General features: G+C 59.1%; 9 protein-coding genes and 4 pseudogenes. 9 read left to right on the forward strand and 4 right to left on the reverse strand.

Translation table 11 applies throughout. From position 1 onward, the window contains the following. Nucleotides 1–63: 63 nt before the first annotated feature. The 6 genes and pseudogenes from NL532_RS30920 to NL532_RS30945 all read left to right on the forward strand — a co-directional run. Nucleotides 64–1005: pseudogene (locus NL532_RS30920) on the forward strand (LysR family transcriptional regulator); the annotation flags it as partial. A gap of 430 nt (nucleotides 1006–1435) precedes the next feature. Next, a complete protein-coding gene (locus NL532_RS30925; protein WP_286487858.1) occupies nucleotides 1436–3151 on the forward strand; it encodes a type I secretion system permease/ATPase in 1716 nt (571 codons plus the stop codon). After that, a pseudogene (locus NL532_RS30930) lies at nucleotides 3126–3356 on the forward strand (HlyD family type I secretion periplasmic adaptor subunit); the annotation flags it as partial. The gene NL532_RS30925 and the pseudogene NL532_RS30930, both read left to right, overlap by 26 nt. Nucleotides 3357–3725: 369 nt before the next feature. Further along, complete coding sequence (locus NL532_RS30935; RefSeq protein WP_023673926.1) at nucleotides 3726–4517, forward strand: calcium-binding protein; 792 nt, start codon at nucleotides 3726–3728, stop codon at nucleotides 4515–4517. Between the two features lie 447 nt (nucleotides 4518–4964). Beyond that, nucleotides 4965–6500, forward strand: a complete 1536-nt coding sequence (locus NL532_RS30940) for a type I secretion system permease/ATPase (RefSeq protein ID WP_502881992.1) — start codon at nucleotides 4965–4967, stop codon at nucleotides 6498–6500. Further along, nucleotides 6487–7800, forward strand: coding sequence for an HlyD family type I secretion periplasmic adaptor subunit (locus tag NL532_RS30945; protein ID WP_023698296.1), 1314 nt, complete (start codon nucleotides 6487–6489; stop codon nucleotides 7798–7800). Before NL532_RS30940 ends, NL532_RS30945 begins: the two co-directional genes overlap by 14 nt. A gap of 946 nt (nucleotides 7801–8746) precedes the next feature. On the opposite strand, the gene NL532_RS30950 is transcribed toward NL532_RS30945, so the two are convergent. Next, a complete protein-coding gene (locus NL532_RS30950) occupies nucleotides 8747–8956 on the reverse strand; it encodes a hypothetical protein (RefSeq protein WP_023672260.1) in 210 nt (69 codons plus the stop codon). A gap of 25 nt (nucleotides 8957–8981) precedes the next feature. Between NL532_RS30950 and NL532_RS32495 the strand changes: the two genes are divergently transcribed. Continuing rightward, entirely contained in the window at nucleotides 8982–9215 is a 234-nt protein-coding gene (locus NL532_RS32495; RefSeq protein ID WP_023699541.1) for a Y4oE-related protein, read from the forward strand. A 525-nt stretch (nucleotides 9216–9740) separates the two neighbouring features. Beyond that, nucleotides 9741–10784 (forward strand): annotated as a pseudogene (locus tag NL532_RS30955) (IS256 family transposase); the annotation flags it as partial. A 582-nt stretch (nucleotides 10785–11366) separates the two neighbouring features. Here NL532_RS30955 and NL532_RS30960 read toward each other — a convergent pair. The 3 genes and pseudogenes from NL532_RS30960 to NL532_RS32350 all read right to left on the reverse strand — a co-directional run. Next, nucleotides 11367–11633, reverse strand: a pseudogene (locus tag NL532_RS30960) (Crp/Fnr family transcriptional regulator); the annotation flags it as partial. Nucleotides 11634–11651: 18 nt separating this feature from the next. Beyond that, nucleotides 11652–11801, reverse strand: a complete 150-nt coding sequence (locus NL532_RS30965) for a DUF1515 family protein (RefSeq protein ID WP_245265671.1) — start codon at nucleotides 11799–11801, stop codon at nucleotides 11652–11654. A gap of 163 nt (nucleotides 11802–11964) precedes the next feature. Further along, the gene (locus NL532_RS32350; RefSeq protein WP_348524287.1) at nucleotides 11965–12180 is read right to left on the reverse strand and encodes a glycosyl hydrolase 108 family protein; all 216 of its coding nucleotides are present in this window, start codon (nucleotides 12178–12180) and stop codon (nucleotides 11965–11967) included. Here NL532_RS32350 and NL532_RS30970 point away from each other — a divergent pair. Continuing rightward, a complete protein-coding gene (locus NL532_RS30970) occupies nucleotides 12123–12395 on the forward strand; it encodes a hypothetical protein (RefSeq protein ID WP_023698300.1) in 273 nt (90 codons plus the stop codon). The genes NL532_RS32350 and NL532_RS30970 overlap by 58 nt on opposite strands. Nucleotides 12396–12752: the final 357 nt, after the last annotated feature.

Below are 12752 nucleotides of genomic sequence, written 5' to 3' on the forward strand. Positions count from 1 at the left end.
GCTACTCACCATTCGAATTGAATGTTTGGTCGCAACCCATTCACACGCCGCCTAGATCAAGACATGCGTTTTAAGGGACTCGATCTGAATCTCCTCGTTGTGTTGGACGCTCTGGTCAGGGAACGTAAAGTCACCGCGGCGGCCCGCAGTATTAACCTGAGCCAGCCGGCAATGAGCGCCGCCGTTGCTCGGTTACGCGCCTATTTCAGCGATGAGCTATTTACGATGAGCGGCCGCGAGCTCATTTTGACGCCTCGCGCTGAGGGGCTCGCCCCAGCAGTCAGGGAGGCATTGCTGCACATCCAGCTATCGATTATTTCCTGGGACGCCTTCAACCCAGCCCAATCGGATCGTCGCTTCCGGATTATCCTTTCCGATTACATCACGCTCGTATTTTTTAAGAAGATCGTAGAACGTGCTGCGCGGGAAGCTCCCGCCGTCCGCTTTGAATGTCTCCCTATTTCCGACGATCCCGAGGAGCTTCTCCGGCGCGGCGACGTTGATTTTCTGATCATGCCGGAAGTATTCATGTCGAAACATCCTCGCGCAGCCCTGTTCGAAGATATGCTCGTGTGCGTAGGCTGCGGCACGAACAAGCAGCTATCAGAGCCACTTACATTGGAGCGATACTTATCGATGGGGCAGGTTGTGTTCAAATTCGGGGACACCCGGCAGCTCTCCATGGAGGAATGGTATTTGCTCGAGCACGGTTTCGAGAGACGCATCGAAGTTGTCGTACACGGCTTTAGCCTGATCCCGCCCGTTGTATCAGGCACCAGCCGGATCGGGACCATGCCCTTACGGCTGGCGCAGCATTTCGCAAAAACAACACCCCTGCGGATTGTCAAACTTCCGCCGCCACTTCCTCCCGCATTCACGGAGGCCGTTCAATGGCCTGCGCTCCACAATAGTGATCCGGCAAGCCTGTGGATGCGGGAAATGATGTTGCAGGAGGGATCTCGGATGATTCCTCTGCCTAAGAGCACCGGACGTCTCAGTTGTCCCCAAATTGAGAAACTGCCCCCCCTCGACTATGAGAGGAGGCATGGATGGCGATCCCCCGCCGCCTGCGACCCCGCAACTGCTCAGCAGAAGGGCGGAGCGAACGAGAGTGAATCCATTTCGTAAATGTGTGCCTATCCAAGCAATCGATTTCTGCAATTGTCCGATGACGAATATGAACGCGCCTGAAGGTGTGGAGGCGGAAGCCTGTTCGGGCCCTTGCGGCCGACCACGATGAATCCCTTCCAAACCTTCAGCCGGACGGTGTTGTTGACCCGCTCCATTAAACGCCGGGACCAAACATATTCGGCGGGAGCACTGATCCTGAACCAGCGAGCGGATGCAGTCGGTTGCCGGTCGGGGAGCAATATAGGGAGCTGGGTCGCCAGCCTCCGGAGACTTACGTGACAACCATTCCTTAAAGGATTCAGCTTTGAGACCCTTCCCTCTGACTTCCGCGATTTGGGGCATTGTGTTGATCAGCGGCGTGGTCAACGTGCTTGCGCTCATCTCGCCGCTGTTCATGCTTCAGGTCTATGACCGCGTTCTGGCAAGTGGCAGCGTATCCACGCTGGTGGGGCTCGTCGTGCTTGCTGCGGGGCTTTATGCGTTCCAATGCCTGCTTGACATTTTGCGCGCCCGCGTGCTGCTGCGGATTGGCGAGCGTTTCGATGGACAGTTTTCCGGACGCGTTCACGATGCGATCGTTCGCCTTCCGCTTTCAACGCGCATGCCGGGCGACGGCTTGCAGCCGCTTCGCGATCTCGACAATGTTCGCGGCTTCTTAGGTGGAAACGGTCCGACAGCGTTCTTCGATCTGCCATGGATGCTGTTTTATCTTGGCATTTGCTTCCTCCTTCATTTCTGGATCGGCATGACGGCACTTATCGGGGCGGTCGGTCTCACATCTCTGACACTCCTTGCCAACACTCTCTCGCAAGGGCCGATAAGCGATACCGTTGCCCACAACATGGCACGCAATGGTCTGCTGCAAGCAGCGCGTTGCAATGCCGAGGTCGTGCAAGCTCTCGGTCTTGGAAAGCGGATCGCTGCCCGATGGCAAAAGGCCAATGCCAAGTGTCTGGCCGCCAACCGGAAAGCTGGGGACGTGGCAGGTGGGCTGGGTGCCATTTCAAAGTCGCTGCGCGTGCTGCTGCAATCGGCCATTCTTGCCGTCGGTGCGTACCTTGTCGTCAGGGAAGAGGCTACGGCCGGGGTCATGATTGCCAGTTCGATCATGATGGGGCGTGCGCTGGCTCCGGTCGACCTCGCCATTTCAAGCTGGAAACCCTTCCTCATGGCGCGCCAGGGTTGGGCGCGGCTGGAGGACCTCTTGGAAAAGGTTCCTGAAACCGCTCCTGTTATGCTAATGCCTGCACCTGAACGCGAACTGCGCCTCGAAAGCGTGACAATCGTTCCGCCCGGCGAAAGCAAGCCGACGGTGGCCGGCCTTGCGTTTGCCATTCAGGCGGGAAGCGCACTCGGGGTCATCGGCCCGTCGGGCTCGGGCAAGTCGACACTCTCGCGCGCCATCGTCGGCGCATGGACGCCGGTCGCCGGGAAGGTTCGCATCGACAGCGCAAGCCTCGATCAATGGGACCGGGAAGCACTAGGCCGTCACATCGGCTATCTGCCACAAGGTGTTGAATTGTTCGATGGCACCATTGCCGAAAACATCGCTCGTTTTGAAGATGATCCTGACCCTGAGGCTATTGTCGCCGCGGCGAAAGCAGCGGGCACGCACGAACTGATCCTCCGATTTGAGCACGGATACGAAACTCCGATTGGTGAGGCCGGATCGGCACTTTCCGCCGGGCAGCGTCAGCTTATCGGTCTTGCGCGGGCCCTTTATCGAGACCCTTTCCTTGTCGTGCTGGATGAACCCAATGCCCATCTCGACGCGGAAGGCGAAGCTGCAGTCGTTAATGCGATCGCCTCCGTGCGCGAGCGCAAGGGCATTGCGGTTGTCGTCGCCCATCGGCCGAGCGCCATCCGCGCCGTCGATTTGGTGTTGGTGATGGAAGGTGGACGGCAGCGATCATTCGGTGCGCGTTCCAAAGTCCTGAAGGCCATCGAGTCTACACAGGATAACGTGGCAGAGCGCGCTGACATGGAGGATCCCGGTGTCCGGCATTCATCAGAACAATGACGTTTCGAGTCCATTCGCCGGCACCTGGTTGCGGGCCTTCTGGCGAGCGTGATCTTTGTGGGAGGAGCCGGAGCCTGGGCGACCTTCACGAATCTCTCCGGTGCGGTTGTAGCGTCCGGACACTTTGTCGTCGTTTCCTAGTGAGAAGATACAGCACCCGACTAGCGGGGTGGTCGGAGAAATCCTGGTGAACCCGGCATTTCGTACTACCTGGTGCGCCTGTCGGTTCCGATCTCGGCTCGCGCGAACGCGCTCCCTAACGTTCCATTGCTCGCAATGGGCAGTGCCGGCGCGACTCGGCAACACAGCCCCATGCCCGTTCTTCCGAGGGCGGCCCAACCAGGACGACCGGTTGCCAAGTTTTCCTGGACCGTTCTTTGAGTGTGAATGTTCGGGCCGATTGCCTGGGGCGTGTCCCCGCCGCCTGCGAGCCCGCAACTGCTCAGCAGAAGGGCGAAGTGAACGAGAATGCATCCATTTCGTAAATGTATGCCTATCCAAGCAATCGATTTCTCCAATTGTCCGATGACGAATATGAACGACTCAGGCAGGGGCATCATTAGGAGTATTTTCAATGGCAAAGATTATCGAAGGTGGCCCGGGTTCCGAAACACTCCTCGGCACCGAGGGTGTTGACTGGATCGAGGGTTACCAGGGCGGTGACTGGCTTGACGGTCGTGGCGGCAACGACGAGATCTCGGGTGGCGCGGGCAGTGACCGAGCCATCGGCGGCGAGGGTAACGACCGCATCTTCGGCGGAGATGGCTGGGACGATCTCTCCGGCGACAACGGCCGCTTCAACGCGCGCGTCTCCGGTGAGGACAATGACAGGCTCAGCGGCGGACCCGGCCAGGATGTCCTCTACGTGGGTGACGGCCAGGACACGTTGACCGGGGGCAGCGACAGTGACACGTTCGTGTTCCAGTTCCACAATCCGGTGCCTGGGGTTGTCGGGTCGACGTCGGACATTACCACTATCACCGATTTCAACCCGGCGGAGGACAAGTTCGCCTTCGATGCGGTAGGCCTCTACAACGACGGTTTTGGCGCGAACTTCGTCAACAACGCCAGCATACAGTCCGGCTACCCGGTGAGCAGCTTCTACAGCGGTGCGGCGTCGGGTGCGAACGGCGAACACGTCGTGGTGATCACTGGTGAATCTTTCAACTCTGCTAATGAGGCGGCGAGTGCGATCTCCGGCGAGCACGCCGGCGACATCATTGTCTACCAAAGCAGCTACACTGACAGAGTTGCAACTCTGGCCTATGTCACCGCCGACGGCAGCGCGCACGAGTTCGCCCACCTGGGCGGTGTAGTCACCGTGGCCGACCTAGGCCTGACCGCGTCGGACTTCACCTTCGTTTGATCCAGAAAACCCATGCGAAACCGCGCCCGCCCCGCCCCCCCGGGCGGGCGCTTTCCCGTCCGTTTCCGCTACTTGCCATGGGCCGGGGCGCCTGGGAGCAGTCAGCGTGTACAGTGACGAAGCCCTGCGCGTCGCGCTGGTCGTGGACCGAAATCTCCTGAAGGTGTGGAGGCGGAAGCCTGTTCGGGCCCTTGCGGCCGACCACGATGAATCCCTTCCAAACCTTCAGCCGGACGGTGTTGTTGACCCGCTCCATTAAACGCCGGGACCAAACATATTCGGCGGGAGCACTGATCCTGAACCAGTGAGCGGATGCAGTCGGTTGCCGGTCGGGGAGCAATATAGGGAGCTGGGTCGCCAGCCTCCGGAGACTTACGTGACAACCATTCCTTAAAGGATTCAGCTTTGAGACCCTTCCCTCTGACTTCCGCGATTTGGGGCATTGTGTTGATCAGCGGCGTGGTCAACGTGCTTGCGCTCATCTCGCCGCTGTTCATGCTTCAGGTCTATGACCGCGTTCTGGCAAGTGGCAGCGTATCCACGCTGGTGGGGCTCGTCGTGCTTGCTGCGGGGCTTTATGCGTTCCAATGCCTGCTCGACATTTTGCGCGCCCGCGTGCTGCTGCGGATTGGCGAGCGTTTCGATGGACAGTTTTCCGGACGCGTTCACGATGCGATCGTTCGCCTTCCGCTTTCAACGCGCATGCCGGGCGACGGCTTGCAGCCGCTTCGCGATCTCGACAATGTTCGCGGCTTCTTAGGTGGAAACGGTCCGACAGCGTTCTTCGATCTGCCATGGATGCTGTTTTATCTTGGCATTTGCTTCCTCCTTCATTTCTGGATCGGCATGACGGCACTTATCGGGGCGGTCGGTCTCACATCTCTGACACTCCTTGCCAACACTCTCTCGCAAGGGCCGATAAGCGATACCGTTGCCCACAACATGGCACGCAATGGTCTGCTGCAAGCAGCGCGTTGCAATGCCGACTTGCGCCTGCAGGTGCAATCGGCCATTCTTACCGTCGGTGCGTACCTTGTCGTCAGGCAGGAGGCTACGGCCGGGGTCATGATTGTCAGTTCGATAATGATGGGGCGTGCGCTGGCTCCGGTCGATCTGGCCATTTCAAGCTGGAAACCCTTCCTCATGGCGCGCCAGAGTTGGGCGCGGCTGGAGGACCTCTTGGAAAAGGTTCCTGAAACCGCTCCTGTTGTGCCTATGCCTGCACCTGAACGCGAACTGCGCCTCGAAAGCGTGACAATTGTTCCGCCCGGCGAAAGCAAGCCGACCGTGACCGGCATTGCGTTTGCCATTCAGGCGGGAAGCGCACTCGGGGTCATCGGTCCATCGGGCTCGGGCAAGTCGACACTCTGGCGCGCCATTGTCGGCGCATGGACGCCGGTCGCCGGGAAGGTTCGCATCGACAGCGCAAGCCTCGATCAATGGGACCGGGAAGCACTAGGCCGCCATATCGGCTATCTGCCGCAAGGTGTTGAACTGTTCGACGGCACCATTGCCGAAAACATTGCTCGTTTTGAACATGATCCTGACCCTGAGGCTATTGTCGCCGCGGCGAAAGCAGCGGGCACGCACGAACTGATCCTCCGATTTGAGCACGGATACGAAACTCCGATTGGTGAGGTCGGATCGGCACTTTCCGCCGGGCAGCGCCAGCTTATCGGTCTTGCCCGTGCCCTTTATCGAGACCCGTTCCTTGTTGTGCTGGATGAACCCAATATCCATCTCGACGCGGAAGGCGAAGCTGCAGTCGCTAAGGCGATCGCCTCCGTGCGCGAGCGCAAGGGCATTGCGGTTGTTGTCTGCCATCAGCCGAGCGTCATCCGCGCCGTGGATTTGGTGTTGGTGATGGAAGGTGGACGGCAGCGATCATTCGGTGCGCCTTCCAAAGTCCTGAAGGCCATCGAGTCTACACAGGATAACGTGGCAGAGCGCGCTGACATGGAGGATACCGGTGTCCGGCATTGATCAGAACAATGACGTTTCAAGCTCCATTCGCCGCCACCTGGTGGCGGGCTTTCTGGCGAGCGTGATCTTTGTGGGAGGAGCCGGAGCCTGGGCGACCTTCACGAATCTCTCCGGTGCGGTTGTAGCGTCCGGACACTTTGTCGTCGTTTCCTATGTCAAGAAGGTGCAGCACCCGACTGGCGGGGTGGTGGGAGAAATCCTGGTGCGCGAAGGCGATAAGGTAAAAGCCGGCGACATCCTCATGCGGCTCGATGCCACCCAGGCGCGCGCTAATCTCGCCATAGTCACCAAGCGGCTCGATGAGCTGGCCGCCTACCTGGCACGACTCGATGCTGAGCGTGACGATCTCGCGGAAATCCCCTTCCCGGACTGGCTACTCGCCCGAAGAGATGTTCCGGACGTAGCTTCGGCAATAGATAGCGAGACGTTGCTGTTCGAATTCCGCAGGCAATCCCGCGACGGGAAGCAGGCGCAATTGGCGGAACGCATTACTCAATATCACCACGAGATCGAAGGACTCAAGGCGCAGGAAATTGCCTGTGAAAAAATGATCGAGGTTCTCCAAAAGGAAATTGCTGTTCTAAGTGGGCTGCGCAACCAAGGCATTGTCTCGGACCAACGGTTGAACAGCCTGAAGATCCAGGTTGCCACTTTCGGTGGCGAACGCGGTGAGAAGATCGCAGATCAGGCACAGACGGCAGCCCGCATAGCCGAAACGCGCCTGCAGATCCCGCAGATCGATCAGGATTTCAAGTCGGAAGTGGGCCAGGAGCTCAGAGAGGTTCAGGCGCAGGTCGGGGAGTATGTTGAGCGCAAGGTGGCGGTTGAACAGGAACTGCGGCGGATCGATATCGTCGCGCCGCAGTCAGGCACCATTCAACAACTCGCAATTCATACGGTCGGCGGAGTGATCACGCCCGCCGATCCGATCATGCTAATCGTGCCGGAAGGCGACGATCTTGCGCTTGAAGTACGAATCACCCCGAAGGACATCGACCAAATCCAGCTTGGTCACAAGGCCGTGCTGCGGATGTCAGCCTTCAATCTGAGAACCACGCCGATATTGAACGGATATGTCAGCCGGATCGCAGCCGATCTGGCGACCGATGAAAAAAACGGCATTTCGTACTACCTGGTGCGCCTGTCGGTTCCGCAGGCGGAACTGACGAAGCTCAAGGGCCTGACGCTCGTGCCCGGTATGCCGGCCGAAGCGATGGTCCAGACGGGTGAGCGTACGGCGCTTTCCTATTTCGTGAAGCCGCTGTCGGACCAAATCAGTCGGACATTCCGGGAGGAATGAAATAACCCACAGGAATCTATTGTTGCCATTTCTGTTGGTTGTCCGCATGCTATGTGCGTGGTAAGATCTGAAAGCACAGACATTTCTACTTGCCTCTGGGCACCGCTTGTTTCTGTAATATTCAGCTCATGTTGCAACTGAGTATCCTTGGTTTCCAACGGTTTTTACTGGTGCGCGGCTGATGGACGCGACATGAAACGCGACATGAAAACCCGCCACCAGCCGCAGCGGGCTGTTCGTTTCTCTTCTGCGGAATGAAAGTCAGTCAGTGCCGCGTGGCTGACATCGCCTCGAACATATCCCAAGCCGCATCTCGGTTTCGGTGCTTGCCGGATTGACGGCAGCATTTCTACTCGGCTGCACCGCTTCCGCATACGCTGATTGCTTGGGTGAAAGCGACTACAGGGTCTGCACAGATTCCTATTCCGGTAAAAATGGGGATCAACATGTGAGATCGTAGGATACCGAAGGGAATAACTATTCGATTGACACCGAAACTCTTCGCTTTCCGAACGGATGCCAAGAGATCACCAGTAGCGATAGCGAAGGAAACTCCACTCCATTCGCTCCTGGACAGACAGCACCGGAACTCATTCCGTGGACACTGAAGGCAACGAATGCACCATCACGCCATCAGGTACTATGATGGGATGCGGGGAATAGGTGCGATGCGATGAAGAAGTTCGGCGTCTTTGGCTGCACTGGTTGCGTAGCCGCCATTATCATAGGGTGGCTGCTCGGTGTGCGCATATTGGTAGTTCAACCGATCGGAGCCATTCCTGAGGGTGTAACTGCCATAGTATATGGGGTTCCGGATCCTCCCTACGAAAAGCAATGGCGAGTCGACTTAAAACCGTCGTAGCCGGTAGATCAATAACAATTGCTTGTTCGGATCGGACGAACCAACCTGGATGGGCAACACGACCGGGGGCTAATGCCACTTCGGTCAGGCGAACCCTCCGGGGAACCTACCGTGAGATAGCCTCTGCTTCAGGTCGTTGGCATTCAGGATGGCGGCCAGCTCTTCGGCATACTCCATGTCGGGAAGGTCGACAGATGGGTGGCCCGCTACAATAGCCGGGAGCCCGGTGAACACGTCGAATACCGTCCACGTCCCATCCGGTTCCTGCCTTTCGTCGTACCGCAGAGTTGCCATGAGGGGATCATATAGTCACCCTTAGGTGTTGGGAATATTTGGTCCACGGAGGCTCGCGATCCGGAGCGCTGATTTCGCCGCTTTGAAGATTGCCGATCTCGTCGACAGAGATCAGGCCGCTCAATCTGCGATCGAACTTTATGGGATGGAAGCACCGACCGCCGTGGCGCACTGCGCTTTGGAGGCGCATTTCGACGGTCGACCAGATGACTACCGCTTTTGGTGCGATGTCTTTCACCAACTGAGAAAACCAAACTGACGGAACTTTGCCGCAGCATCTTGTTCGGTCGCGCATGGCTAGAATAGCCGACCTTGGACCGCCTATCCCCGACAAGCCACACCAACCGCAGGACTGTGACGATCGATTTCACGCATGCCCGATCTGCGGTCAGCAGGTCGACAAACGCGATTTCCGCCAGGTGATGTGGCACGAGCAACCAGATCACGATCCGCTTGAACTGGATCAGTGAGGCAGGAACAACTTGGCAGCCTTCAGGGCCGCGTCACACTAGGAAGGAAAGCGCGGGCCGGACCCTTTGCCGCCGGCCGGCAGCGGTAAGGCATCCTCACGAGCGCTGCGGTGGACCAACTTTTCCATTTACGCGTTGTTCCTAATGCAAATGAAAGGTCGTGTCCCATCAGGTGGGTGTAGCTCGGCGGTAGCGAAGCCGCTCACGAGCGCGCCGTTAGTAGCGCTGTAGCCAGCGAGCGGGGTGTGGGTGGTCATCGGCGCTTTCCGGTAGGGTTTGGTTGTTGACGCCAACCCATTTCGGAAGGACCACCGATGACCGACGACATGATGAACCTGCGCACGCTCGTGGAGAAGACCCCGGATGCCGATCTGCTGCGGGAGATGATCGGCTTTGCCGCCGAGCGACTGATGGAAATGGAGGTGGGCGCGGCCACCGGCGCCAGCTATGGCGAGAAGAACCCGCTGCGGCTCGCCCAGCGCAATGGCTACCGCGACCGGGACTGGGAGACGCGGGCCGGCACGGTCGAGCTGCGCATCCCGAAGCTCAGGAAGGGAAGCTACTTCCCAGGTTTCCTCGAACCGCGCCGCATGGCCGAGAAGGCGCTAACCGCCGTCATCCAGGAAGCTTATGTGCAAGGCATCTCGACCCGGTCGGTTGACGACCTGGTCAAGGCCATGGGTATGAGCGGCATATCCAAGAGCCAGGTCTCGCGGCTGTGCGAGGAGATCGACGGGAAGGTGAAGGCCTTCCTCGAGCGGCCGATCGAGGGCGATTGGCCATACCTGTGGATCGACGCCACTTACCTGAAGGTCCGCCGCGGTGGGCAGATCGTCTCGGTCGCCGTTATCATCGCCGTCGGTGTCAACGCGGACGGCCGGCGCGAGGTACTGGGCATGGAGATTGGCACCTCGGAGGCCGAGCCGTCTGGACAGTGTTCCTGCGCAAGCTGACACGTCGCGGCCTGCGCGGCGTCAAGCTCGTCGTCTCCGATGCTCACGAAGGCCTCAAGGGGGCCGTCACCAAGGTGCTGTGCGCGACATGGCAGAGGTGCCGCGTCCACTTCATGAGGAACGTGCTGGCCCATGCCGGCAAGAGCGGCCGCAGGGTCGTCTCAGCCTTCATCGCCACCGCTTTCGCCCAGGAAACGCCCGAGGCCGCGTCCGTACAATGGCGCGCCGTCGCCGACCAGATCCGGCCGAAGGTGCCGAAGCTGGCGACAATCATGGACGACGCCGAGCCCGACGTGCTGGCCTACATCGACCTTCCCCAAGGAACATCGCGCCAAGCTCCACTCGACGAATCCGATCGAACGTCTCAACGGCGAGATAAAGCGGCGCACCGAGGTCGTCGGAATCTCAGGCCGAAACGATTGTCAACCAGAGGCGCTGAGGGAGCTATACCTCACGTTTGGGTGTTGCTCTTGCGCAATAGCCAAGTCGGCAAACGAAAGAAGTCGCTCGGTTTTCAATAGCCGGGCGCTCTTGCTCATGGAACAATCAGACTCAGCGCGAGTTTGAATGCGACGATGAGCAAAGATTACGCAATAGAATCATCCGTTTGTATCGAAATGGCACGGTCGCTCCGATCATGTCTGGCGGAAGAGCGAGCGCTCATGCACCATTTCCGGGAGGAACTCGCCTCGGCACGGAGTGACAGTGTTTACTCCCGCCAGGACCGCATCAGATCCGAACAGCAAAAAGCCCCTGCCGTGGGGCTAGGGCTTGATGGGATGGCCCGCGCCTGCTTCCGAGGCTGCGTGGGCCATCCCATGACGAGTGAGGGACGCATCTTGGTCACCGGCACGGACCGCTGAAGAACGAGCCGGTTGTAGCCAAACAGCCTCAGAGCGGGAATGTTCCCGCCTGACGCAAAAACACCCGTGGCTCAGCCGGCGGGCTCTGTTGCAGGGGCACTGTGCACGGGGGCGGCGTCTGCCGTCAATGCAGTTTGCCGACTAGCCGAGCGTATTCGGCTTCAGCCCTGCCATATGACCCATCTGCCAGCGCAATTAGACGCGCGCGATCAAGAATGACTACCTCTCCTCGCATTGAGCGTATCAGACCTTGGCCCTCCAAGGTTTGCAGCGCTATGGTGACGCCGGGCCGCCTGACACCGAGCATAACTGATAAGAACTCGTGCGTAATCGCAAAGCTGTTCCCGTCGACGCGATCATCACACATCACCAGCCATCTTGAGAGCCTGTCGACTATGCCGCCTGCTCGTCATCCGCCGCGCAGCACGCGCCAGATAGACCAACAGGGCGTAACTAAGCGAGGCGAGCGCCGCCGCTGCCAGCCAGTGACGCCCAATGCGCCGAGGCCCATCAACTTCCACCGGGTCACCTCGGCAGAGACCGCCTCCACCTCGGTCATGTCTTCGCTGAGCGATTCACCGCGTCTTCAGTCTCGGCAAAACGCTCCGCCAGCTTATCGGTCTTGGCGTACATCTTCGATTGGCTGGCGGCTGGGCGCTGCTCGGATTGCTCGTAAGAGAGCGCGGCTGAAGCATCGCCGTCCTTTAATGTCGCGCCGAATCTCAGTTGCGTCTCGCTGAACGCCCTCCATGGACGCCCTTCATCGTTGGGCCACCAGGGTCTTTCTTGTTGTTTGAATAGCCGCCTTCGTGCGCGAGCACTTTGGCAGGCGCTTTCTTTTCGCGCGAAATTGCCACCGTTTTAAAGCGGGAGGGTCGGGATGCAGGTTTTCGATGACATCGAGGCGCTGCTGGATGCGGGTGAAGCCTCGACGGCACTCAAGGAAGTGCTGGCGCTGGTGCATCAATTTGGGCGCGGGTCCAGTGTCTTGGCGGGCGCGATCGACGACCTCATTATCGACCTGTCGACGCTATCATTCGTCGCCGATGCTTACGGAGACCGCATCGCGGAGGCGGCGCGCATGCTGGCTCGAAAAAGACTATTGAAGATCAAGTTGCTCGCACCTCGTCAGAGCATCGGAGCCGCCAGCTAGAGATTGGTGGTCGCTACGAAAAACGTGTCGACCTGCTCGGTGCTCCGAGCGCATCGAAACCTCTCGCCATCATCGGTTCCGTACGGACGAAGAGCCGCCTGACCCTGCGACCAGATGAAAGCTTGGACTTGCGGCAGACCGCAAGCAGTTGGAGCTTGAATTGCCGACACACTCTCAGGAACCGTTGCCGGGATCGCACTCCATTGGTCGTCGGCCCAGATCCGGCGCGCGTCGCTTAAGGTGCCGGTCGAATATGGCCAGCTTCGCTTCGTAGCCGATCCGCACTCTGGACCTGCAGCTATCGCAGCTGAAACCGGCAATCGTTTTCAGCCAGGATCCCCTTCTCACCATTGGGCA

The sequence above is a fragment of the Mesorhizobium sp. C120A genome, assembly GCF_030323105.1.
In the GTDB taxonomy this organism is placed as follows: domain Bacteria; phylum Pseudomonadota; class Alphaproteobacteria; order Rhizobiales; family Rhizobiaceae; genus Mesorhizobium.

Bases quoted from the DNA above. Each gene is read 5' to 3' on its own strand.
- NL532_RS30965 (WP_245265671.1), bottom strand. From the start codon at position 11,801: ATGACCGAGGTGGAGGCGGTCTCTGCCGAGGTGACCCGGTGGAAGTTG.
- NL532_RS30970 (WP_023698300.1), top strand. From the start codon at position 12,123: ATGCAGGTTTTCGATGACATCGAGGCGCTGCTGGATGCGGGTGAAGCC.
- NL532_RS30950 (WP_023672260.1), bottom strand. From the start codon at position 8,956: ATGGCAACTCTGCGGTACGACGAAAGGCAGGAACCGGATGGGACGTGG.
- NL532_RS30935 (WP_023673926.1), top strand. From the start codon at position 3,726: ATGGCAAAGATTATCGAAGGTGGCCCGGGTTCCGAAACACTCCTCGGC.